This is a genomic window from Agromyces lapidis, from assembly GCF_009749405.1.
Lineage (GTDB): Bacteria > Actinomycetota > Actinomycetes > Actinomycetales > Microbacteriaceae > Agromyces > Agromyces lapidis.
The window spans coordinates 294,471-317,382 of record NZ_WBIQ01000005.1 but is presented as its reverse complement, the minus strand read 5'-3'; the positions used below and the strand labels follow the sequence as shown (position 1 = coordinate 317,382).

Genomic DNA, 22,912 nt, shown 5'->3' with positions numbered 1-22,912 from the left:
TTCGGCCGAAGGACAGACTACCTGAGAGTTCAGGAATATCCGAATCGAGCCGAACTCGGCCATCGGCAGGGCGCGCAGCGCCCCACCCAGGGCGCCTAGTTGTTCGTGAACCCGACCAGGATGCCGCCGGTGATCTTCACACTGAGGTTGTAGAGCACCGCCACGATCGCGCCGAGCGCGGTCGTCACGACGAGGTTCAGCAGCGCAGCGACGACCGAGAAGCCCATCACGTTGCCGAGCGACAGGATCGACGACAGGTCGCCACCGGTGCCGGCCACGTCCTTCACGAGCTCGTTGAGCTTCGCGAACACGTCGGTCGAGTTGAGCACCGTCCAGATGAGGAAGGTCGCGACGATCGACACGACGGCGAGGCAGACGGCCACGAGGAACGACAGCTTCACGGCCGACCAGAAGTCGACGTAGACCAGCCGCAGGCGCACCTGCTTGGCCGGGGCGCGCTTGCTCGACTTGCGGGCCAGCTTCTCGGCGACGCTACTCATTGACGGTTACTCCCTCTCCGGCGGATTCGGCCGCTTCGGACTCTGCCGCCTCCTCCACGAGATTCCGTTCGGAATTCTTCGCGATGGCGATGATGCGGTCGTCCACCGCGAACTTCGCGAAGACGACGCCCATGGTATCCCTGCCCTTGGCAGGAACCTCGGCGACATCGGAGCGTACCACCTTGCCGCTGGCAAGAACCACCAGCACCTCGTCGTCGGAACCGACGATGAGGGCGCCCGCGAGATCGCCGCGATCCTCGTTGAGTTTCGCCACCTTGATGCCGAGTCCGCCGCGGTTCTGCAGGCGATACTGGTCGACCGCGGTGCGCTTCGCGTAGCCGCCCTCGGTGACGACGAACACGTACTGCGCACCGTCGACGTCGCCCGAGACATCCGGCTCATTCTCAGCGATCTCACCGGCGGCACCCGAGCCCGGAACGACCGAGGCCTCGAGCAGCGCGTCGCCGTCGCGGAAGCTCATGCCCTTGACGCCCGAGGTCGAGCGGCCCATCGGACGCAGCGCCTCGTCGGTCGCCTCGAAGCGGAGCGACATGCCCTTCTTCGAGACGAGCAGGATCTCATCGTGCTCGTCGACGAGCATCGCCGAGACGAGCTCGTCGCCCTCGCGGAGCTTGATCGCGATGACGCCGCGCGAGCGGTTGGTGTCGTACTCCTCGAGCGCGGTCTTCTTCACGAGACCGTCGTGGGTCGCGAGCACGAGGTACTTCGCCACCCCGTAGTCGCGGATGTCGAGGATCTCGGCGATCTCTTCGTCGGGCTGCATCTCGAGCAGGTTCGCGACGTGCTGGCCCTTCGCGTCGCGGCCGGCCTCCTGGATCTCGTACGCCTTCGCCCGGTACACGCGGCCCATGTTCGTGAAGAACAGCAGCCAGTGGTGCGTCGTCGTCACGAAGAAGTGCTCGACCACGTCGTCGGCGCGCAGCTGCGCACCCTTCACGCCCTTGCCGCCGCGGTGCTGCGAGCGGTAGTTGTCGCTGCGCGTGCGCTTCACGTAGCCGCCGCGGGTGACCGTGACCACCATCTCCTCTTCGGGGATGAGGTCTTCGACCGACATGTCGCCGTCGAAGCCGGGCATGATGTGCGTGCGACGCTCGTCGCCGTACTTGTCGACGATCTCGGCGAGCTCTTCGGAGACGATCGTGCGCTGGCGCTCGGGGCGGGCGAGGATGTCCTTGAAGTCGGTGATCTCGGCTTCGAGCTCTTGCGCCTCGTCGATGATCTTCTGGCGCTCGAGCGCCGCGAGGCGGCGCAGCTGCATCGCGAGGATCGCGTCGGCCTGGAGGTCGTCGATGTCGAGCAGGTCCTTCAGGCCCGCACGAGCGTCGTCGACCGTCGCCGAGGCGCGGATGAGCGCGATGACCTCGTCGAGCGCGTCGAGCGCCTTGAGGTACCCGCGCAGGATGTGCATGCGCTCCTCCGCCTTGCGGAGGCGGTACCGCGTGCGACGCACGATGACGTCGATCTGGTGGTCGACCCAGTGCGCGATGAAGCCGTCGATCGAGAGCGTGCGGGGCACCCCGTCGACGATCGCGAGCATGTTCGCGCCAAAGTTCTCTTGCAGCTGCGTGTGCTTGTAGAGGTTGTTCAGCACGACCTTCGCCACCGCGTCGCGCTTCAGCACGATCACGAGGCGCTGACCGGTGCGGCCCGAGGTCTCGTCGCGGATGTCGGCGATGCCGCCGATCTTGCCGTCCTTCACGAGGTCGGCGATCTTGATCGCGAGGTTGTCGGGGTTCACCTGGTACGGCAGCTCGGTGACGACGAGGCAGGTGCGGCCCTGCAGCTCTTCGACGCTCACGACTGCGCGCATCGTGATCGAGCCGCGGCCCGTGCGGTACGCGTCGGTGATGCCCTTCACGCCGAGGATCTGCGCCCCGGTCGGGAAGTCGGGACCCTTGATGCGCTGCAGCAGCGCCTCCTGCAGCTCTTCGCGGGATGCCTCGGGGTGCTCGAGGTACCACTGGGCGCCCGAGGCGACCTCGCGAAGGTTGTGCGGCGGGATGTTCGTCGCCATGCCGACCGCGATGCCGACCGAGCCGTTGACCAGCAGGTTCGGGAACCGCGCAGGCAGGATCGCCGGCTCCTGGGTGCGGCCGTCGTAGTTGTCCTGGAAGTCGACGGTCTCCTCGTCGATGTCGCGCACCATCTCGAGCGCGAGCGGAGCCATCTTCGTCTCGGTGTACCGGGGGGCGGCCGCGCCGTCGTTGCCGGGCGAGCCGAAGTTGCCCTGTCCGAGCGCGAGCGGGTAGCGGAGGCTCCACGGCTGCACGAGTCGCACGAGCGCGTCGTAGATCGCGGTGTCGCCATGCGGGTGGAACTGGCCCATCACGTCGCCGACGACACGGGCGCACTTCGAGAACGCCTTGTCGGGTCGGTATCCACCGTCGTACATGGCGTAGATCACGCGGCGGTGCACGGGCTTCAGGCCGTCGCGCACCTCGGGCAGCGCACGGCCCACGATCACGCTCATCGCGTAGTCGAGGTACGAGCGCTGCATCTCGAGCTGCAGGTCGACCTGGTCGATCCTGCCGTGGATGCCGGGGCCGTTCTGGTCTTCGCCGTTCGCGCCGGGCTCGATCACATCAGATGTCAAGGAAACGCACGTCCTTCGCGTTCTTCTGGATGAAGTTGCGGCGGCTCTCGACGTCTTCGCCCATCAGGGTCGAGAAGATCTCGTCGGCGGCGGCCGCGTCGTCCATGGTGACCTGCAGCAGCGTGCGGGTCTCGGGGTTCATCGTGGTCTCCCACAGCTCCTGGTGGTTCATCTCGCCGAGACCCTTGTAGCGCTGCACCCCGTTGTCCTTCGGAATGCGCTTGCCCGCCGCGAGGCCCGCGGTGAGCAGGGCGTCGCGCTCCTTGTCGGAGTACACGTACTCGTGGTCGGCGTTCGTCCACTTCAGGCGATACAGCGGCGGCTGCGCGAGGTACACGTAGCCGAGCTCGATGAGCGGCCGCATGTACCGGAACAGCAGCGTGAGCAGCAGGGTCGTGATGTGCTGGCCGTCGACGTCGGCGTCGGCCATGAGCACGATCTTGTGGTACCTGGCCTTCTCGGTGTTGAAGTCCTCGCCGATGCCGGCGCCGAACGCCGTGATCATCGCCTGCACCTCGGCGTTGCCGAGCGCGCGGTCGAGGCGGGCCTTCTCGACGTTGAGGATCTTGCCGCGCAACGGCAGGATCGCCTGGGTCTCGGGGTTTCGGCCCTGCACGGCCGAGCCGCCGGCCGAATCGCCCTCGACGATGAAGATCTCGGAGAGCGACGGGTCCTTCGAGGAGCAGTCCTTCAGCTTGCCGGGCATGCCGCCCGACTCGAGGAGTCCCTTGCGACGGGTCGCCTCTCGCGCCTTGCGCGCGGCGATGCGAGCGGTCGCGGCCTGGATCGCCTTGCGGATGATCTCACGGGCCTGGGTCGGGTTGCGCTCGAACCAGTCGCCGAGCTGGTCGGCCGTGACCTTCTGCACGAACGACTTCGCCTCGGTGTTGCCGAGCTTCGTCTTCGTCTGCCCCTCGAACTGCGGCTCGCTGAGCTTCACCGAGATGACGGCGGTGAGCCCCTCGCGGACGTCGTCGCCGGAGAGGTTGTCGTCCTTCTCCTTCAGGATGCTCTTGTCGCGGGCGTACTTGTTGACGAGCGTCGTGAGCGCCGCTCGGAAGCCCTCTTCGTGGGTGCCGCCCTCGTGCGTGTTGATCGTGTTCGCGTAGGTGTGCACCGATTCGGTGTACGCCGTGGTCCACTGCATCGCGACCTCGAGCGCGATCTTGCGCTCGGTGTCCTCGGTCTCGAACGAGATGATCTCGTCATTGACGACGTCGGACTTCTTCGCGCGGTTGATGTACTCGACGTAGTCGACGAGGCCGCGCTCGTAGTGGAAGGTGTCGGTGCGCGGGCCCTCGAGCGGCGCATCCGTCAGGTTCTCGACGTCGGCCGGATCCGCCGGGTCGCTCGCGTGTCGCAGATCGGTGAGCGTGATGCGCAGGCCCTTGTTGAGGAACGCCATCTGCTGCAGGCGCGCTCGAAGGGTCTCGTAGTCGTACTCGACCGTCTCGAAGATCTCGGGACTCGCCCAGAACGTCGTCGTGGTTCCGGTCTGGTCGCTCTCCTCGTCTTTCGACAGCGGCGCGAGCGGAACGCCGATCTCGTACGCCTGGCGCCAGACATGGCCCTCACGACGAACCTCGACCTCGAATCGGGACGACAGCGCGTTGACGACGGAGGCGCCGACACCGTGCAGACCGCCCGAGACCGCATAGCCGCCGCCGCCGAACTTGCCGCCGGCATGCAGCACCGTGTGCACGACCTCGACGGTCGAGCGGCCCTCGGTCTTGTGGATGCCGACCGGAATGCCTCGGCCGTCGTCGACGACGAGGATGCCGCCGTCGGCGAGGATCGTCACGTCGATCGCGGTCGCGTAGCCCGCGAGTGCTTCATCGACGGAGTTGTCGACGATCTCGTAGACGAGGTGGTGGAGTCCTCGTGGCCCGGTCGAGCCGATGTACATGCCGGGCCGCTTGCGTACCGCTTCGAGGCCCTCGAGAACCTGGATCGCGTCTGCACCGTATTCGGGCGCGCTCTCGGGCTTCGTCGGTTCCGCTGTCATGGGTGAATCAGGCTCCAAACCGTCGCACTGGCGACTCTCGATCCTATCAAAGAGGCAGTGCCGAAAGGCCGTGAAAGGCCGCTCTCGCGCAACGAATCGGGTTCAGTGACCGTTTTGGCCTTGTCAGCCGTAGGTATCGCGCGGACCGCGCCCTGGAACCGATCTGGGGCCCTTTTTCCAGGTGGGGGCGTCTGGCCCTTGGAAGCGGATGGTCTCGACGCCCGCCCCCGGGTACCGCGAGACGATCTCGGTGACGAGCTGCGTGCGCATCAGCCTGAGCTGGGTCGCCCATGCCGTCGACTCGCAGCGCACCTGCAGCACGCCGCCCTCGATCGCGATCGCCTCGGAGTGCCGCGCGGTCTCCTCGCCGACGATCTCGGCCCATGAGGCGAGCACGTCGTGCTGCGACAGCGGCCCCGTCCAGCCGAGCTGCGCGCTCAGTCCGTCGAGCGTCGCGCCGAGCGCCTTCGGGTCGCGACCCGGGGTGAACGGCTGGTTCTCGCCGTCGTCGCGAGTGCGCACCCTCGTCGCACGCCCGGTACGCAACCGGGGCTCTCCGCCGAAGATCTCGCGGAAGTGCCGGTAGACCCGGGATGCCTCAGATGCCTCAGCCATCGGCATGGTCGCCTTCTCGATCGGATGCCTCGCCGACGTCGGACCGAGCGTCGACGTCGAGGTCGTTCGTCTGCGCGGCTTCGACGATGCGCCCCGACTCGATGTGCACGATACGCGCGACGAGGGGCGACGGCACGTCTTCGAGGACCGCCGCCGTGACGAGCACCTGCTCGAAGCCCGCGATCGCGGTCGCGAGCCGCTCGCGTCGCAAGCGATCGAGCTCGGCGAAGACGTCGTCGAGCACGAGGACGGGGTCGCCGGTGCTCGAGTCGCGGCGGAGCAGCTCGGCCGAGGCGAGGCGGAGGGCCAGGGCGAACGACCAGGACTCGCCGTGACTGGCGTAGCCCTTCGCCGGCAGCCCGTTGAGGAGGAGGAGGACGTCGTCGCGGTGCGGGCCCACGAGGGTGACGCCCCGCTCGAGCTCTTTGCCGCGCAGCGCGCCGAGCGCGGCGGCGAAGCGCTCGGCGGTCGACGACGTCGACGGAGCCGTGCCCGACGCGCTCGGACTCGCGTCGACACCGCCTTCGTCGCCCTCTGCGTCGCCGCCGTCGATCGAGAGCACGGCCCGGAGCTCGGGACGGTGATCGGCATCGACGATCGAGTGGTAGGCGGCCGCCACCGGATCGCCGAGTTCGGCGATGAGCGCGAGCCGCTGGTCGATGAGCTCCGAGCCGAGCGCGATCAGCCGCTCGTCCCAGATGTCGAGCGTCGTGAGCTTCTCGGCCGCGAGGCCCCGGGCGCGAGCGCTCTTCAGCAGGGTGTTGCGCTGCTTCAGCACGCGCTCGTAGTCGGCCATGACCCCGCCGAGCCGCGGGGTGCGCTGCACGAGGAGCTCGTCGAGCATGCGCCGACGGACCCCCGGCTCGCCGCGGACGATCGCGAGGTCTTCGGGGGCGAACAGCACGCTGTGCGCGTAGCGCGGCAGTTCGCGGGTCTTCACGGGCGAGCGGTTGAGCTGCGCCCGGTTGGCACCCTGGCGGTTGAGCTGCAACTCGACGAGCAGCTCGCGGTCGCCGTGGGCGAGGAGCGCCCGGACGATCGCGGCATCGGCGCCCGCCCGGATCAGCGCCTGGTCGCCCGAGACGCGGTGCGATCCGAGCGTGGCGAGGTAGCCGATCGACTCGACGAGGTTGGTCTTGCCCTGGCCGTTGCGGCCCACGAGCACCGTCGCGCCCGGCCCGAGCTCGAGCTCGGCGCGCTCGTAGTTGCGGTAGTCGGTGAGGGAGAGTCGGGCGACGTGCACGGGCACCGCTCCTCTCGTTCGACCACGCCTACGCTACCGGCGCCCGCCGACAGCGCGGCACGTGGCATCCACCCGTTCATCGACCGGACGAAAGCCGACTCGACCCCGGTCGTGGAGATCGAGTCGACGTCGCGCCGCCCCCGCGGGTCAGCGCAGCAGCAGGTTCGGCTGCAGCAGGTACCGGTAGCTGTCGGCGCCTGCCTGCTCGCGCGAGGTCTGGCTCGTGATGAGCACCGGGCCGGGCTTGTTCGGGTTCTCGGTCTTCGTGAACGAGATCCGAACGAACTCGGAGTGCACGGCGCCGAGGCCGTCGAGGAGGAACTGCGGCTTCAGCGAGACGACGGTGTCGTCACCGGTCAGGATCGCGTCGATCGACTCGGATGCCTGGGCCTGCTCGGAACCGATCGCCTCGAGAGTGAGGCCGTCGGCCGTGAAGCTGTAGCGCAGCGCCGCCTCGCGCTCGAGGACGAGGGCGACACGACGGGTCGCCTCGATGAGGTCGGCGGTGTTCATGACGGCGTAGTTGTCGACGGTCTCGGGGAAGAGCCGGCGCACGGGCGGGAAGTTGCCCTTGATGAGCAGCGAGGTCACGGTCTTCTTGTCGGCGCTGAACGCGATGAGCTCGCGGTCGTCGCGACTGGTGATCGCGACCGAGATGTTGCCGGCGTTGCCGAGGGTCTTGCCGACCTCCTGCAGCGTGCGGGCCGGGACGAGCGCGGTGATCGCCTCCTCGCCGGCGGCGACGTTGCCGCCGTCCCAGTCGATCTCGCGCACGGCGACGCGGTAGCGGTCGGTCGCGACGAGCCCGAGGCTGTTCTCGCGGACCTCGAGCTGCACGCCCGTGATGACGGGAGTGACGTCGTCGCGCGAGGCCGCGACGGCGACCTGCGCCACGGCGGCCGCGAACTCCTCTGCGGGAACGAGCCCGGACTGCTCGCCGATCTCGGGGATCGACGGGTACTCCTCGACCGGCATCGAGAGCAGCGTGAAGCTCGCGGAGCCGCAGCTCACCGAGATGCGGCTCTCTTCGGTCGCGATGCGGACGGGGGCGTTCGGAAGGCGTCCGGCGATCTCGGCCAGGAGGCGACCCGAGACGAGCACCGTACCGGGCTCTTCGACGTCGGCCTGGATCTCGGTCTGCGAGGACACCTCGTAGTCGAAGGAGGACAGCACGAGTCCATCGGTGGTCGCCTTGATGAGGACGCCGGAGAGGATCGGCAGCGTCGTGCGCTGCGGAAGCAGCTTCACGGCGAAGGAAACGGCCTCACTGAAGACGTCGCGATTGACCTGGAACTTCACGGTTCTCCCGTCGTGGATGTCGCTTGGTGGCTCCCATGCTATCCGCACGACTGTTGACGGCGTCGGAGAATCCGGCGATCGCGGAGCTCGTTCGACCGGATCGAGCCCTCGCTCGAGGCTCGCCGACGACGAGGTTGTGGGAATCCCCCTTAAACAACTCTCTCTTAACGGTGTTAACCATTGTGGAAACTGTGGATGGTGTTCAGAGTCCCCCGGAACGACGCCGATCGCGGCCCATTCGATCTGTGCACGGTGTGTGGATTCGAGTGCGACCGCGTCGGGGCGAACGGGAACGCAGCACACCGTTCTGCACAGGCCGGCGTCGCGTCTCAACAGTCATCAGGCGGTTGCTCGTTAACAATCCACAGGTTCTCCACAACTGTGGGAAGCGTGCTGAGATCGGTCTGCACGGGTGCTGCAGAGCACTTTCGGGGTCGTCGAACGGGCGTGTCGTCGCAGCGTCGAGGTCTCGACCCGGGGACGACCGCATGCGCTCGGCCGGCGAACGATCAGCGGTAGCGGGTCGTCTGCTTGATGCGCGCGGTGAGCTCGGTGACCTGGTTGTAGATCGAGCGACGCTCCTTCATGAGCTCCGAGATCTTCTTGTTCGCGTACATCACCGTCGTGTGGTCGCGGTTGCCGAACAGCTGGCCGATCTTCGGCAGCGAGAGGTTCGTGAGCTCGCGGCAGAGGTACATCGCGATCTGGCGCGCCGTCGCCACGGCCTGCGAGCGGCTCGAGCCGTAGAGGTCGTCGACGGTGAGCTTGAAGTAGTCGGCCGTCGCCGTGATGATGTCGACCGGCGCCACCACGTTGTCGGAGTCGTCGGTGATGAGGTCCTTCAGCACCGTCTGCACGAGCGGCATGTCGACCGGCGTGCGGTTGAGGCTCGCGAACGCGGTCACGCGGATGAGGGTGCCCTCGAGCTCGCGGATGTTCGACGACACCTTCGACGCCATGTACTCGAGGATGTCGTCGGGCACCTGGAGGCGCTCGGACTGGGCCTTCTTGCGGAGGATCGCGATGCGCGTCTCGAGGTCGGGCGCCTGGACATCGGTGATGAGCCCCCACTCGAAGCGGCTGCGCATGCGGTCCTCGAAGCCGGTGAGGTGCTTCGGCGGGACATCCGAAGTGATCACGACCTGCTTGTTGTGGTCGTGCAGCGTGTTGAAGGTGTGGAAGAACGCCTCCTGCGTCTCCGCCTTGCCCTGCAGGAACTGGATGTCGTCGATCAGCAGGATGTCGATGTTGCGGTACCGCTGCTGGAACAGCGAGCCGCGGTTGTTCGCGATCGAGTTGATGAAGTCGTTCGTGAACTCCTCGGAGGAGACGTACCGCACGCGGATGCCGGGATACAGGCTCATCGCGTAGTGGCCGATGGCGTGCAGGAGGTGGGTCTTGCCGAGGCCCGAGTCGCCGTAGATGAAGAGCGGGTTGTACGCCTTGGCCGGCGCCTCGGCCACCGCGACCGCCGCCGCATGGGCGAAGCGGTTCGACTGACCGATGACGAAGCTCTCGAAGGCGTACTTCGGGTTCAGCCGCGTATCGCGCGAGGAGACCGGACTGGTGTTCTCGAACACCGATTGCGGCGAGGCCGGCAGTTCGACCGGGTCTGGCTCGTTGCCGTAGCCCGGCTGGACGTCGGCCGTGCGCGCCGCCTCTTCGAGTTCGGGGTTCACGACGACGTAGAAGGAGGTGACGGGTGAGGGCGCCTCGACGGTGCTCATCGCGGACAGGAGCGACACCCTCATGCGCTGGTTCAGCATGCTCGCGGTGAAGTCGTTCGGCACCTCGAGGTAGAAGGTGCCGGCTGCGATGCCCTTGGGTTCGACCAGGTTCAGGAACCCTTGCAGCATCGGGGTGATCGCGTCGTCGTCTGACAGTCGATCGAGGATCGTCGCCCAAGTGTCGGAAATGGGCTGTTCTGTCATCGTTCCCCGCAATCAGGCTCTGGTGGTCTCGTGCGCCGCTCATCGATCCCCCATCGACGAAAGCAAGCGGCGCGAGGCGAGTGTTCACAGTGTTATCCACCCCCTGTGGGGAGATTCGGGGACTTGCCCGTGTTTCCGCGCACGAAGCTGGGGATAACTGGTGTCAAACGCTATCCGAGGAAGGCCCCGCCGACAAATGCCGATTCGAGGATTCGATGGCCTCGGCGTGTCGTTCCACAGGTGATGTCGAGGTTCACGGGATACTGTCGGGTTCGCACTGCACCTCGATCTCGGCGTCTCGGTTTGACCGTTCGCGTGCGAGGCCGTAGTTTTAATCAGTTGACCCAGCCCTTTCGGGCACCCAGTTTTCCCGCCGCCGAGCTGCAGCACCTGTCGCAGCCATCTCCCGGCGAGGAGATTCGACCAGCCGGAGAAGAAGAATGAGCAAGCGTACGTTCCAGCCGAACAACCGTCGTCGTGCCAAGAAGCACGGCTTCCGCCTTCGCATGCGCACCCGCGCGGGCCGTGCCATCCTGTCGGCACGTCGCGCCAAGGGCCGCACCGAACTCTCCGCGTAACTTCTCGGTGCTCGCCAAAGCCAATCGCATCACGAACGCCGACGACTATCGAGTCATCGTGCGCCGTGGTGCGAAGGTCGCCGGTGCCCACACCGTGAGCTACGTGCGCTCACGGGAGTCGGGCACCGACGCGCGCTTCGGCTTCATCGTCTCGAAGAAGGTCGGCGGTGCCGTTCGCCGCAACCTCGTCCGTCGCCGGCTCAAGGCCGTGTGCCACGAGGTGCTCGGCGACGGGTTCAACGGAGTCGACATCGTCGTGCGAGCATTGCCGTCAGCGGCCGCCGCCGACTGGACGGCGCTCCGTTCCGATGTGATCGGCGCCGTTTCGGACCGCCGCGTCCAAGACCGGGTGAAGGGCGGATGACATGCGTGATGCTCTGCTCTTCGTCGCGCTCATTCCCCGGAACGCCGGGGTTCTGCTGATCCGCGGCTACCGCGCGTTGATCTCCCCCCTGTACGGCGACGTCTGTCGCTACTACCCCTCGTGCTCGGCCTACGGACTCGGCTCCGTGCAGCAGCGCGGGCTTCTCGTGGGCTCGGCCCTCACGGCGTGGAGGATCCTCCGCTGCAACCCCTGGTCGCCCGGCGGCGTCGACGACGTGCGAGCTGCGCGCCACGATCGCTATCGCGTCACCCCCTTCGGCTGGGTCGTGCCGGCGGGTTCCGGGCACACGGATGCCTCGGCGCCGGCGCCGCACGCGCACGTCCATGATCACGCGCACCACGTGGCATCCGCCGGTCTCGCCCCGGTTCAGTCTTCGACCCGCAACGATGCGGCGATCGTCACCGCCTCCCCCACCATGTCCCGGAAGGACTGACACCGCCAAATGGACATCATCAGCCTGATTCTCTGGCCCATCAAGTGGGTCATCGAGCTGATCCTCGTCGCGTTCCACTCGCTGTGGACCTTCATCGGCATGGATCCCGACGGGGGTGTCACCTGGGTCCTCTCGATCGTCGGCCTGGTGATCGTCGTTCGTGCCGCGCTCATCCCGATCTTCGTCCGGCAGATCAAGAGCCAGCGCCGCATGCTCGAGGTTGCGCCGCAGCTCAAGAAGATCCAGGACAAGTACAAGGGCAAGAAGGACCAGTACTCGCGCGAGGCCATGTCGCGCGAGACGATGGAGCTCTACAAGAAGACGGGCACCAACCCGCTCTCCTCGTGCCTCCCCCTGTTGCTGCAGATGCCGATCTTCTTCGGCCTCTTCTCGGTGCTCAACGACGCGCAGCACGACAAGGCCGGCGTGGGCGTGTTCACGCAGGAGCTCGCGAACTCGTTCGCGAACGCCGAGTTCCTCGGTGCCCCGCTGAAGGCGACGTTCATCGGCGAGTGGAACCTCATGGTCGCCGGCGATGTCTTCAGCCTCAACGTGATGCTCATCGCGCTCACGATGATCGTTCTGATGACCGCCTCGCAGTTCATCACGCAGCTCCAGATCGTCTCGAAGAACATGTCGCCCGAGACCAAGGCGAGCCCGATGTTCCGTCAGCAGCGCATCCTGCTGTACCTGCTCCCCCTCGTCTTCGCGTTCTCGGGTGTCGCCTTCCCGCTCGGCGTCATGTTCTACTGGCTCGTCTCGAACTTCTGGACGATGGGCCAGCAGTTCGTGGTCATCCGCAACATGCCGACGCCGGGCAGTGACGCCGCGAAGGCCCGTGAGGCGCGCCTCGCGAAGAAGGGCAAGCTCGTCGTCGAAGACAAGGCGGAGGGCACGACGACCGTCGTCGAAGAGGCCAAGAAGACTCAGCGCCAGCAGCCGATGGGCAAGTCGCGCGCCAAGAAGCAGGGAAAGTAGACATGACCGACGTGCAGCACGACGCAGCCGAACGTTCGACCTCGCAGCTCGAAGAAGAGGGCGACATCGCCGCCGACTACATCGAAGAGCTCCTCGACATCACCGATCTCGACGGCGACATCGACATCGACGCGCGCAACGGCCGGGCCTACATCTCGGTGAACGCCGGCGCCGGTGCGAACCTGAACCTCCTGTCGAAGCCCGACACCGTCAGCGCGCTGCAGGAGCTCACTCGCCTCGCCGTGCAGACGAAGACCGGCGCGTTCTCCCGCCTGATCCTCGACATCGGCGGCTCGCGCGACGCGCGTCGCGATGAACTCGCCTCTCTCGTGACCCGCGCAGTCGAGCGCATCGAGGCCGGTGCCGCTGAAGCCTCGCTGCCCCCGATGTCGTCGTACGAGCGCAAGCTCGTGCACGACCTCGTCGCCGAGCACGGTTTCCACTCGGAGTCGCGCGGCGAGGGTTCCGACCGTCACACCGTCATCACCCGCGGCGCCTGACCTCTCGCACGGAACGATGATCGACGGACTCGAGCCCGAACCCGCAGCGGCCGCGGAGCTCTTCGGCCCGCACCTCGAACAGGGGCGCGCCTTCACCACGGCGCTTGCGCGGCACGGCGAAGAACTCGGGCTCATCGGTCCGCTCGAACTCCCGAGGCTGTGGACGCGGCACGTGCTGAACAGCGCGCTCGTCGCCCCGCTCCTTCGCCCAGGGCGTGTCGGTGACGTCGGCTCCGGAGCGGGCCTGCCTGGGCTCGTGCTCGCGATCATGCGGCCCGATGTCGAGTTCACGCTGATCGAGCCGATGGAGCGCCGAGTCGCATGGCTCGAGCGTCAGGCCGAGGAGCTCGGACTCACGAATGTCACGGTGGTTCGCGCGCGCGCCGAAGACTCGAAGCTCGGTGATTCGCTCGACCAGGTGACCGCGCGAGCCGTGAGCGCGCTGCGCACGCTGATCCCGGTGACCGCTCCCCTGCTGCGCGCCGGTGGCGAACTCGTGCTCATGAAGGGCGCCGGTGTCGACGGCGAGATCGGCTCGGCCGAGAAGGTCATTCGCAAGTACAAGCTGAGCGACGTCGAGGTCCTCGTGCTCGGTGAGGGAATCGTTCCCGACTCCGAGGTGACCCGGGTCTTCCGCGCGAAGGTCGACTGAGCGGAGAGCCCGCGGGCGCCCGCTGATGCGCGCCGGGGTTGCCTGCCTCCCACCGATGTTTCACGTGAAACGGCGCGTTGATCTGCCTGCGTTCGCGTCGTCGTCGAGGTTTCTCTCAGGCCGTCTGAATGCGGTGGGCTCGTCAGCGCTCGTCGACGGCGATCGCTGTCATGCAGTGGTGGCATCAGCCGGGTCGAACTGAGCGTCGTTCTTCGCTGCGGGTCGGGTATGGGCGGTGAGCTGTTGGGGACCTCGAACCAGCTCGTCGTCGGCCTCGGTACAGCGTTGGCGGGAGTCTGCCGCCCTCGGCGCAGTGGATGGAGACAGGCCCGTGCCGAGCGCCCCCCACCCACGCTTGCTCCTTCCGGTGTTTCACGTGAAGCGTCAGATTTCGCGTGGGTGTACTCCCCGGTGGGCGTCTCTCTGGGGTGGGGAGTGGTTCGAGCTCTCCGGCCGAGGACCTTCGTGGCGTTCCGCTGGGTGGTGGAGTCTCTCGACGCCGTGCCGTGTGCGGTTTCGGCATATCTGAGGACGGCATCCGGAATGGCCGTCAGATCCGCCTGTCTTCGGACCGCGGTGCCTGGTGTCGAATGTGGCTCCTCTGCGAGTCGACGGCAGAATGAGGGCATGAGCGAGCGGTTTGTGCGGCCCACCGCGGTGGACGCGGTGTTCAACAGCGTCGTCGGCTTCTTGACCCATATCGGGCTTCCGCTCGCGGGGAGCCGCGTACTCGCCGTGCGTGGGCGCTCCAGCGGTGAGTGGCGCACGACTCCGGTGAACCCGCTGCGTGTTGAGGGCATCCTGTACCTTGTCGCGCCGCGTGGACAGACGCAGTGGGTGCGCAATCTTCGCGTGGCCGGTGGCGGTGAGCTGCGGGTGCGCGGACGTGTGACGTCGTTCCGCGCGGTCGAGGTCGCCGACGTGAACAAGGCGCCCATCCTGAGGGCGTACCTCAAGGCGTGGTCTTGGGAGGTCGGCCGCTTCTTCGATGGCGTCGATGCCACCTCGCCGAACGAGAAGATCGCGGAGATCGCCCCGGGGTTTCCGGTCTTCCGTATCGACCTCCTCTAGGCAGCATTCAGTTCAGGCAGTGGGACTGCTCCAGCGATGCGGCGCAGGGCAGCAAGGTTGGGAAACACTCCAGCGACATCGTCGCGAAGCTTGATCTCCTAGTTCACTCACTCGAGCGGGTTCGCGGGCCTCACCTGCCGCCAGTGCCGAGTCGGAACCAACGCGAACGCAAGCAGATCTGCCCGGGCGTCCTCAAGCATCGCGGCTGCTTTCGGGTGCGCGCGCTCGAGCATCCGGACGACCTCGTCGAGCTGGGCACGCACGTGCTCGCGGTCGGGCTGCGCGAAGACGACCGAGACGTTTCACGTGAAACGGAGGTGCGAGCGGCGCATGGGACACGGAGCACGCGGTGGCTGCGATGACTCAGTATCTCCCGGACCGCGCCGGGTCTGAGCCTGGGCCTGGGCAGCGGCGCGGCTGCGTCCGGGGCCGCGGGGCGGCACGGTGGCGTCGCCTCTCTTCCAGGGAGGCGGATTGACCTCATGAAGTGCGGCTGAGCTTCGTCAAGAGGACGGGCGAATGAAGAGACGGGAGAACGCGGACGCCTGCCGGATGTCAGCGGCTGGCCTGCCTGCCTACGGTGCTGTGCAACTGGGGACGTATGGGCGGGGCAGCCTCGCCTACCGGCTTTGGCGCGGTCGCGTGTCTCGTTCCGTCGCGGAGGACACGGCAGGCGATGGAGATGGTGGATCGAGGGCACTGTTGGTGGAGTACGCGGTGCAGTCGGCGATGACATGATCGTCGGCCGACGCGGCCGTTGGGGGTTCGGATGCCTGCCGGACCCGGGTGGGCAGATCACTCGTTCCCCGGTGCATAGGCCAGCCGCCCCACCCGGGCACGAGTGTTTCACGTGAAACGCGCCCCATGGCGGTCGGTCGCTGAACCGTCGAACCGTCCGGCCAGAGCACGGCAGCACTGAGCATCTGGAAGCCGTTCCGCGTGACCGCCTCATGTCGGAGGGAGCTTCGGTCGTGAGTGGTGGGCAACGAGCCGAGAGCCGCGATCACTGCCACACAGCTCGGTGTTCGCCGGCAGTTTCGGGCCGAGGATGTGCCTTCACCACGCGGCCCCAAACCTCACCCTCGACGATGTTTCACGTGAAACACTGCAGCCTCACTTCTTCGTCACGAGCTGCGCGGGTCAGCGTCGGGCGCGGCATGGTTTGCTCGATTCTCATCGTCACTGGCGGGGTTTTCGATCTCCGCAAGTCAGTCGGGGCGGTTAGGCTTATCTCTCGGGTCAGGCCTACGAAGAGGGGCCGCGACGCATCATCGGTTTGGAGCAGAGGGCATGACACCTGGCGGGGGACGTGGATGGTTTCATCGCAAACGCCCCCACCAGAACGACGCTGCTGCGGGCGCGAACGGCCCAGCTGACTCCTCAATCGTTTCGCCCCCGCCTGCTCCCGAGAGCCCGGTCCCAGCCACCTCGAATCCGATCGCTCCCCTCGAAGATGCGGGCGCCGAATCGGGCCCTGCGGTGCCGCGCTCCGAGCCGAGCGAGCAGAGCCGGCCGCAAGCGCAGGCGTACTCCCCCGGTATCGACTGGGACGCCGCCACTGCTGCGGCGCTCTCGGACGAACCGGTGGAAGACGGCGGCTCGACGGCACATGCCGTCGACCACGCGCACGGAGCCGACCGCCTGCTCGAGGACCTCATTCGTGAGATCGTCGGCGATGCCGCCGTGGACACTGCCACGGCACTGCAGACCGCGCCGGTTGCGGTGCAGCCGCACGTCGACTCGGGGGCGCCTGCCACAGCGACGAGTCCCCGAGCAGTGCCTGAAGACGAGAAGTCGCTCGTCGGCGCGGCGCAGGCTTCCGAGGACTCGCAGACCGAGTACTCCATGCATCCGGCGGCACCGATGGAGGGCTCGACCTGGCACGAAGCCGAGCCAGTGGACGCCGAGCGCGCCGTACCCGTCCCTGCAGACCGCACCGCGGGCGACGTCAGTGAAACCGTTCAGCCCGCAGAATTTTCTCCGGCTTCGCCGGAAGAGATCCCCACGGAAACGGCGGCGCCTGCACAGGCCCAGCCGTCCGCAGCCCCCGATGTTTCACGTGAAACGTCGATCGATCACGGAGGAACTCCCCTGGCTTACGAACTTGCCGATGAAACGCGTCGGCGTATCGCGCTCGAGGAATCGGTGTTGCCGTTGCCGCCCGCCACTCGAGTGCTCACGATCTCGAACCAGAAGGGCGGCGTCGGAAAGACGACCACCGCCGTGAATCTGGCGGCAGCACTCGCGCGTTCCGGCGCGAAGGTGCTCGTCATCGACCTCGACCCCCAGGGCAATGCCTCAACGGCTCTCGGAGTCGACCACCGGTCCGAGCAGAAGAGCGTCTACGAAGTACTCGTAGCCGATCTCGCCCTCGCAGAGGTCATCCGTCCCTCCACCGAGCACGAACGACTCGACTGCGTCCCGGCCACTATTCACCTTGCGGGCGCCGAGATCGAACTCGTCTCTCTGGTGGCACGCGAGCAGCGCCTCCGGCGCGCGCTCGACACCCATCTCGCAACGATGGAGCGTGCGTACGATTACGTCTTCATCGATTGCCCGCCGTCGCTGGGTCTGCTGACGATCAACGCATTCGTCGCCGCGCGCGAGGTGCTCATCCCGATTCAATGCGAGTACTACGCGCTCGAAGGCCTCTCTCAGTTGCTCAGCAACATCGAACTGATCGAGAAGCACCTCAACCCCGAGCTCCGCCTCTCCACGATCCTGCTGACGATGTACGACTCCCGCACCAACCTCGCCCAGCAGGTCGCGCAAGAGGTGCGTGATCACTTCCCGGTCCAGACGCTGCAGACGATCATCCCGCGGTCGGTGCGCGTCTCCGAAGCTCCCAGCTACGGGCAGAGCGTGATCAGCTACGACTTCGCGTCGACCGGATCCCTGTCATACCGAGAAGCCGCCGCCGAGATCGCCCGTCGTGGCGCGGTCACCACTGAGGAGTCGAACTGATGGCAAGCAAGCGAACCGGACTCGGCCGCGGCATCGGCGCACTGATCCCGAGCGGTGACGATGCGACGCGGGCGAGCCGCCCGGTCGACGTGTTCTTCCCTGATTCGGACACCGCCCCCTCCCCCGTCGCTGTCGCCGTCGTCGAACAGGCTGCAGACAGCGAAGGCCTCATCGCGGTGCCCGGCGCGCGCCTGGCCCGACTCGACCCGAACGACATCGTGCCGAACGCCGTGCAGCCGCGAAGCGTCTTCGACCCCGAGGACCTCGCCGAGCTCGTGCACAGCGTCCGCGAATTCGGAGTGCTGCAGCCGATCGTCGTTCGTCCGCATCCCGACCAAGCGGGCAAGTACGAGCTCGTCATGGGCGAGCGACGACTCCGAGCGACGAAGGCCGCCGGCCTCGAGACGATCCCCGCGGTCGTCAAGGACACCGCGAACGAGGACATGCTGCGCGATGCCCTTCTCGAGAACCTCCACCGTTCGCAGCTCAACCCGCTCGAGGAGGCGTCGGCGTACCAGCAGCTGCTCGCCGACTTCGGCATCACGCAGGAGGAGCTCGCGACCCGCATCGGCCGGTCGCGTCCGCAGATCTCGAACACGCTTCGGCTGCTGAAGCTGCCCGAGCCGGTGCAGCTTCGCGTCGCCGCCGGCGTGCTCACCGCGGGCCACGCCCGTGCGATCCTCTCGGTCGGCGGCGACACCGACGAGATGCAGCGCTTCGCCGACAAGATCGTGAACGAGGAACTGTCGGTGCGTGCTGCCGAGTCGATCGCGACCAAGGAGCCGAAGCCGTCGCGCATCAAGCCCTCGGCCGGCAAGCGACAGGACTTTCTCGATGATCTGGCGACGCGACTCGGCGATCGTCTCAACACGCGGGTGAAGATCGCGCTCGGCGCTCGAAAAGGCCAGATCAGCATTGATTTCGCCACGGTTCAGGACTTGCGGCGCATCCTGAGCGAGCTCGGTGAGGAACTCGACGGCGTCTGATAGTGAATTCGTCGCAGAATCGCTCCTGACGAACTGAAACCGTAGGTTTCGAGGGTGCGGAAAGACGAGAACGGGGGTGGCTGAGACCACCCCCGTTCTCGTCGGTCAGCTCAATTCTGGGGCGAACCCGAACCCGGACCCGAACCCGAAACCGAACCTCTCGACCGCGCATGCGCAGTGCGGACGAGTTGCCCGTAGATCGATGCCGCGTCCGATCCGGAGGCCTCGATCGCGAGGGGGACGAGCGAAGTCTCGGTGAGGCCCGGCAGCACGTTCGCCTCGAGGAACCACGGGGTGCCCGAGGCATCCACGATGAAATCGATACGCGACAGGTCTCGCAGGCCGAGGGTGCGGTGCGCGATGATCGCCGCGTCGGTGACGGCCGCGAGTTCGGCCTCGCCGAGGCGTGACGGAGCGTAGAAGGTGGTCTCCCCCGCGTTGTAGCGAGCCTGGAATCCGTAGATTCCGGTGGTCGGCTCGATCTCGACGGCAGGCAAGGTGGTCGGGCCGTCGCCGTTGTCGATGACCGTCACGGCGATCTCGGTGCCGACGATGCGTCGTTCGACGACGGCGACGTCGGCGTAGGTGAACGCCTCGACCATGGCTCGGGGAAGTTCGTCGGTGGTCTCGACGATGGTCACGCCCTGCGCGGATCCTCCCGACGCCGGCTTCACGACGAGCTCGCCGTCGAGCTTCTCGCGCACGACGCGCAGCACGCTCGAGGCACCGAGTTCGCGGAACGCCTCGTGCGACAGCACGATCGACTCGGGCACGGCGACGCCCGCCTCGGCGAGCAGGGAACTCGCGACCGGCTTCGACCAGGCGCGCCGGGCGGCCGGGCCGGAGGAGCCGATGGTCGGCACCCCGAGCGCGGCGAGTAGATCGAGCAGGGAGCCGTCTTCGCCGCTCGACCCGTGCAGGGCCGGGAACACGACATCGGGTCGCTCGCTCGCGAGGAAGGGGAGCAGCCCGGCGTCGGGATCGCGCAGCGTCACTCGGTGGCCCGCCGCGGTCAGGGCGTCGGCGACGCGACGGCCGGAGCGCAGCGAGACATCCCGCTCATGCGAGATGCCGCCCGCGAGAACGACGACGTGCAATCCGGTGGATTCGCTCATGATCAGGGATTCTCCGCTCAGAGAGGTTGAGATCGGGGTCTACTTGAGGTCGGAAGGCGGTGCGGACTCGATGCCCGCGCTCGGTGGCAGCTGCAGCGTGCCCGTGCCGGCGAAGGTGTCGAGCAGGTCGAGTTCGCCGTTGACGACGGTCGCGAGCCGGCGGATGCCGAGTCGGATCGCCTCGGGCGTCGGATAGCAGAAGGACAGTCGCATCGCGTGGCGGCCGCGACCGTCGGCGAAGAAGGCGGTGCCCGGCGTGTAGGCGACGAGCTCCTTCACCGCACGCGGAAGCATCTGCTTCGAATCGAGCACATCGGGCATGGTGACCCAGACGTAGAAACCGCCGTTCGGGTTCGTCCACGACAGCTGCGGCAGATACTCCCCCAGCGCCTCGACCATCGCATCTTTGCGTTCGCGGTAGACGCCGCGGAAGGTGTCGATCTGCGCTCGCCAGTCGGCGGTCGCGAGGTATTCGGAGACGACGAGCTGGCTGAACGACGACGGCGAGAGGATCGCCGACTCGGCGGCGAGGATGAGCTTCTCGCGGATCGCGTGCGGTGCGAGCGCCCAGCCCACCCGGAAGCCCGGCGCGAGCGTCTTCGAGAACGAGCCGAGGTAGATGACGCCCTCGGGGTCGAGCGAACGCAGCGCGTTCGGGGCCGGTTCGTCGAAGTGCAGCAGGCCGTAGGGGTTGTCTTCGAGGATGAGGATCTCGTTCGACCGGCAGATCTCGAGGATCTCGGGCCGCCGCTCGGCGGAGAGCGTCACCCCGGCCGGATTGTGGAAGTTCGGGATCGTGTAGAGGAACTTGATGCGCCGCCCCTGTCCGCGCAGATGCGCGATGGTCTGGCGGAGGGCTTCGGGGATGAGTCCGTGCTCGTCCATCGCGACGTGCACCACGTTCGCCTGGTAGGAGCGGAACACCCCCATGGCCCCGACATAGGAGGGCGCCTCGGCGAGCACGACGTCACCGGGGTCGAGGAAGAGCTTTGCGACGAGATCGAGTGCTTGCTGCGAGCCGGTCGACGTCACCACGTCGTCGACCGCACCACGGATTCCCTCGATGGCCATGACTTCGAGGATCTGCTCACGAAGCGCGGGAATCCCCTGACCAGAGCCATATTGCAGCGCGACCGGTCCTTGCTCGCGCATGACCTTGTCCATCGAGGAGACGATCAGATCCTGCGGGAGGGCGGAGACGAACGGCATGCCGCCGGCGAGCGAGACGACCTCGGGGCGCGAGGCGACGGCGAACAGGGCTCGGACCTCGGAGGCGGCGAGCCCGGCGGCTCGCTCGGCGTAGTTCGCGTACCAGGGGTCGAGATTGTTGCCGGTCCGCTGGGGGACGCCGTCAGAGGTCACTGCGAGTTCCGTTCTGCTCGGGATTTCCATGCTAGTTGCCGGTGAACCGGCGGGATGACGGATGACACGTGGCATCCGCCGGGGATGCGAAAGACCCGCCCGGCTCTCGCCGGACGGGTCTTCGTACGAATCGACCGCCGACTACGCGATGTAGGCGGCGAGGTCGGCCTCGAGGGCCGGCTTGGGCTTCGCGCCGACGAAGCTCTGCACGACTTCTCCGCCCTTGAACACCTTGAACGCGGGGATCGCGGTGATCTGGTACTTCATCGCGAGGTTCGGGTGCTCGTCGACGTTGAGCTTGACGATGTCGATCTTGTCGGCGTGCTCGGTCGCGATCTGGTCGAGGATCGGGCTGACCGCGCGGCACGGGCCGCACCATTCGGCCCAGAAGTCGACGATGACGGGCTTGTCGTTCTTGAGGACCTCCTGCTCGAAGGTGGCTTCGGTCACTGCACGTGCGGACATTGCGTTCTCCTTAGTGGAAGAGTGGATGCTGGGTCGGTTCCGGCGCCGCGGGCCCGGAGGATGCCGCGGCCGGTCGTCTATTCGGCCGCGACGCCGGCGAGTTCGGGGGCGGCCACTGGTGCAGCCTCCTCGTCGTCGCCCGCATCGAGTGCGGCGAGGTAGTGCTCGGCGTCGAGGGCCGCTGCGGCGCCGGAGCCGGCGGCGGTGATCGCCTGGCGGTAGCTGGGGTCGATGACGTCGCCCGCGGCGAAGACGCCGGGAACGCTCGTGCGGGAGCTGCGCCCGTCGACGGCGATGGTGCCTTCGGCGGTCAGGTCGAGCTTGCCGTGCACGAGGTGGGTGCGGGGGTCGTTGCCGATCGCGACGAACAGCCCGTCGAGGTCGAGGCCGCGCTCGTCGCCGTTCACCGTGTCGCGCAGGGTGACGCCGGTGACCGCGTCGGTGCCGTGGATCGCCGCGATCTCGGCGTTCCAGATGAACTCGATCTTGTCGTTGTCGAAGGCGCGCTGCTGCATGATCTTCGACGCCTTGAGCGAGTCGCGGCGGTGGATCACGTAGACCTTGTCGGCGAAACGGGTGAGGAAGGTCGCCTCCTCCATCGCCGAGTCGCCGCCGCCGACGACCGCGATGGTCTTCTGGCGGAAGAAGAAGCCGTCGCAGGTCGCGCACCACGAGAGCCCGTGGCCAGACAGCACCTCTTCTTCGGGAAGACCGAGCTTGCGGTACGCCGAGCCCGTCGCGTAGATGACGGCCGCGGCCTCGTGGGTCTCGCCGTTGCCGAGCTTGACGCGCTTGACCGGGCCGTCGAGCTCGAGCTCGACGACATCGTCGTAGACCACCTCGGTGCCGAAGCGCTCGGCCTGCTGCTGGAAGTTCGTCATGAGGTCGGGGCCCATGATGCCCTCGGGGAACCCGGGGTAGTTCTCGACCTCGGTGGTGTTCATGAGCTCGCCGCCGATCTCGACCGAGCTCGCGATGAGCAGGGGTTTCAGCTGCGCGCGGGCGGCGTAGATCGCGGCGGTGAAGCCGGCCGGGCCCGAACCGATGATGATGATGTCGCGCAACGATGCTCCTAGATGCTCTCAGCGGTGCTGCAGTGGTGCGGCCCCCGGAGATTCCGGAGGACACGCCATGGTCAACACAGTCTAAGCGGCCGGTATTCCTGCCGCCTGAGCGCGCGCAGAGTGTGACGGATGCCTCGGGGCGGGCGTTCGCC

General features: G+C 67.1%; 20 protein-coding genes and 1 pseudogene. 9 read left to right on the top strand and 12 right to left on the bottom strand.

All coding sequences use genetic code 11. The features are described 5' to 3' along the window. Positions 1-95: 95 nt before the first annotated feature. From GQQ93_RS08460 to dnaA, 7 genes are all read right to left on the bottom strand, one after another. Positions 96-500 carry a DUF3566 domain-containing protein gene (locus GQQ93_RS08460; protein WP_157423788.1) on the bottom strand — a complete coding sequence of 135 codons (405 nt, stop codon included), beginning with the start codon at positions 498-500 and terminating at the stop codon, positions 96-98. After that, positions 493-3,018: a DNA gyrase subunit A gene (gene gyrA, locus GQQ93_RS08455; protein ID WP_212277295.1), complete on the bottom strand. Its 2,526-nt coding sequence runs from the start codon at positions 3,016-3,018 to the stop codon at positions 493-495. The genes GQQ93_RS08460 and gyrA overlap by 8 nt, the downstream gene beginning before the upstream one ends. An 85-nt stretch (positions 3,019-3,103) precedes the next feature. Then, a complete protein-coding gene (gene gyrB / locus GQQ93_RS08450) occupies positions 3,104-5,119 on the bottom strand; it encodes a DNA topoisomerase (ATP-hydrolyzing) subunit B (protein ID WP_157423786.1) in 2,016 nt (671 codons plus the stop codon). A 123-nt stretch (positions 5,120-5,242) separates the two neighbouring features. Then, the gene (locus GQQ93_RS08445; RefSeq protein WP_157423785.1) at positions 5,243-5,740 is read right to left on the bottom strand and encodes a DciA family protein; all 498 of its coding nucleotides are present in this window, start codon (positions 5,738-5,740) and stop codon (positions 5,243-5,245) included. Further along, on the bottom strand, positions 5,727-6,977 hold the full coding sequence (gene recF, locus GQQ93_RS08440; protein WP_157423926.1) for a DNA replication/repair protein RecF: 1,251 nt from the start codon (positions 6,975-6,977) through the stop codon (positions 5,727-5,729). The genes GQQ93_RS08445 and recF overlap by 14 nt, the downstream gene beginning before the upstream one ends. A gap of 147 nt (positions 6,978-7,124) precedes the next feature. Beyond that, the gene (gene dnaN / locus GQQ93_RS08435) at positions 7,125-8,276 is read right to left on the bottom strand and encodes a DNA polymerase III subunit beta (protein WP_157423784.1); all 1,152 of its coding nucleotides are present in this window, start codon (positions 8,274-8,276) and stop codon (positions 7,125-7,127) included. A gap of 509 nt (positions 8,277-8,785) precedes the next feature. Next, the gene (gene dnaA / locus GQQ93_RS08430) at positions 8,786-10,132 is read right to left on the bottom strand and encodes a chromosomal replication initiator protein DnaA (protein ID WP_425482266.1); all 1,347 of its coding nucleotides are present in this window, start codon (positions 10,130-10,132) and stop codon (positions 8,786-8,788) included. A gap of 515 nt (positions 10,133-10,647) precedes the next feature. Here dnaA and rpmH point away from each other — a divergent pair. From rpmH to GQQ93_RS08395, 7 genes are all read left to right on the top strand, one after another. Further along, positions 10,648-10,785: a 50S ribosomal protein L34 gene (gene rpmH, locus GQQ93_RS08425; protein ID WP_022889115.1), complete on the top strand. Its 138-nt coding sequence runs from the start codon at positions 10,648-10,650 to the stop codon at positions 10,783-10,785. A 7-nt stretch (positions 10,786-10,792) separates the two neighbouring features. After that, on the top strand, positions 10,793-11,149 hold the full coding sequence (gene rnpA / locus GQQ93_RS08420; protein WP_157423782.1) for a ribonuclease P protein component: 357 nt from the start codon (positions 10,793-10,795) through the stop codon (positions 11,147-11,149). Position 11,150: 1 nt separating this feature from the next. After that, complete coding sequence (gene yidD / locus GQQ93_RS18250) at positions 11,151-11,603, top strand: membrane protein insertion efficiency factor YidD (protein WP_157423781.1); 453 nt, start codon at positions 11,151-11,153, stop codon at positions 11,601-11,603. A 9-nt stretch (positions 11,604-11,612) separates the two neighbouring features. Next, a complete protein-coding gene (yidC, locus tag GQQ93_RS08410; protein ID WP_157423780.1) occupies positions 11,613-12,581 on the top strand; it encodes a membrane protein insertase YidC in 969 nt (322 codons plus the stop codon). A gap of 2 nt (positions 12,582-12,583) precedes the next feature. Next, positions 12,584-13,081, top strand: a complete 498-nt coding sequence (locus GQQ93_RS08405) for a Jag family protein (protein WP_157423779.1) — start codon at positions 12,584-12,586, stop codon at positions 13,079-13,081. 16 nt (positions 13,082-13,097) lie between these two features. Next, positions 13,098-13,733, top strand: coding sequence for a 16S rRNA (guanine(527)-N(7))-methyltransferase RsmG (gene rsmG, locus GQQ93_RS08400; RefSeq protein WP_170296155.1), 636 nt, complete (start codon positions 13,098-13,100; stop codon positions 13,731-13,733). Positions 13,734-14,360: 627 nt separating this feature from the next. After that, positions 14,361-14,804, top strand: coding sequence for a nitroreductase/quinone reductase family protein (locus tag GQQ93_RS08395; RefSeq protein ID WP_157423778.1), 444 nt, complete (start codon positions 14,361-14,363; stop codon positions 14,802-14,804). Positions 14,805-14,827: 23 nt separating this feature from the next. On the opposite strand, the pseudogene GQQ93_RS18245 reads toward GQQ93_RS08395, so the two are convergent. Then, positions 14,828-15,103 (bottom strand): annotated as a pseudogene (locus GQQ93_RS18245) (transposase); the annotation flags it as partial. A 1,771-nt stretch (positions 15,104-16,874) separates the two neighbouring features. On the opposite strand from GQQ93_RS18245, the gene GQQ93_RS08385 reads away from it, so the two are divergent. Together GQQ93_RS08385 and GQQ93_RS08380 are read left to right on the top strand one after the other, a co-directional pair. Beyond that, entirely contained in the window at positions 16,875-17,768 is an 894-nt protein-coding gene (locus tag GQQ93_RS08385; RefSeq protein ID WP_281349896.1) for a ParA family protein, read from the top strand. Beyond that, entirely contained in the window at positions 17,768-18,754 is a 987-nt protein-coding gene (locus GQQ93_RS08380) for a ParB/RepB/Spo0J family partition protein (protein ID WP_157423776.1), read from the top strand. Before GQQ93_RS08385 ends, GQQ93_RS08380 begins: the two co-directional genes overlap by 1 nt. 110 nt (positions 18,755-18,864) lie before the next feature. Here the strand turns inward: GQQ93_RS08380 and GQQ93_RS08375 are convergent, their stop codons facing one another. The 4 genes from GQQ93_RS08375 to trxB form a co-directional block, all read right to left on the bottom strand. Then, positions 18,865-19,869 carry a D-alanine--D-alanine ligase family protein gene (locus tag GQQ93_RS08375; RefSeq protein ID WP_157423775.1) on the bottom strand — a complete coding sequence of 335 codons (1,005 nt, stop codon included), beginning with the start codon at positions 19,867-19,869 and terminating at the stop codon, positions 18,865-18,867. A 39-nt stretch (positions 19,870-19,908) separates the two neighbouring features. Beyond that, positions 19,909-21,231: an aminotransferase-like domain-containing protein gene (locus tag GQQ93_RS08370; protein ID WP_246192197.1), complete on the bottom strand. Its 1,323-nt coding sequence runs from the start codon at positions 21,229-21,231 to the stop codon at positions 19,909-19,911. A 141-nt stretch (positions 21,232-21,372) separates the two neighbouring features. Next, positions 21,373-21,696 carry a thioredoxin gene (gene trxA, locus GQQ93_RS08365; protein WP_157423773.1) on the bottom strand — a complete coding sequence of 108 codons (324 nt, stop codon included), beginning with the start codon at positions 21,694-21,696 and terminating at the stop codon, positions 21,373-21,375. Between the two features lie 77 nt (positions 21,697-21,773). Then, positions 21,774-22,760: a thioredoxin-disulfide reductase gene (gene trxB / locus GQQ93_RS08360; RefSeq protein ID WP_157423772.1), complete on the bottom strand. Its 987-nt coding sequence runs from the start codon at positions 22,758-22,760 to the stop codon at positions 21,774-21,776. Positions 22,761-22,912 lie beyond the last annotated feature (152 nt).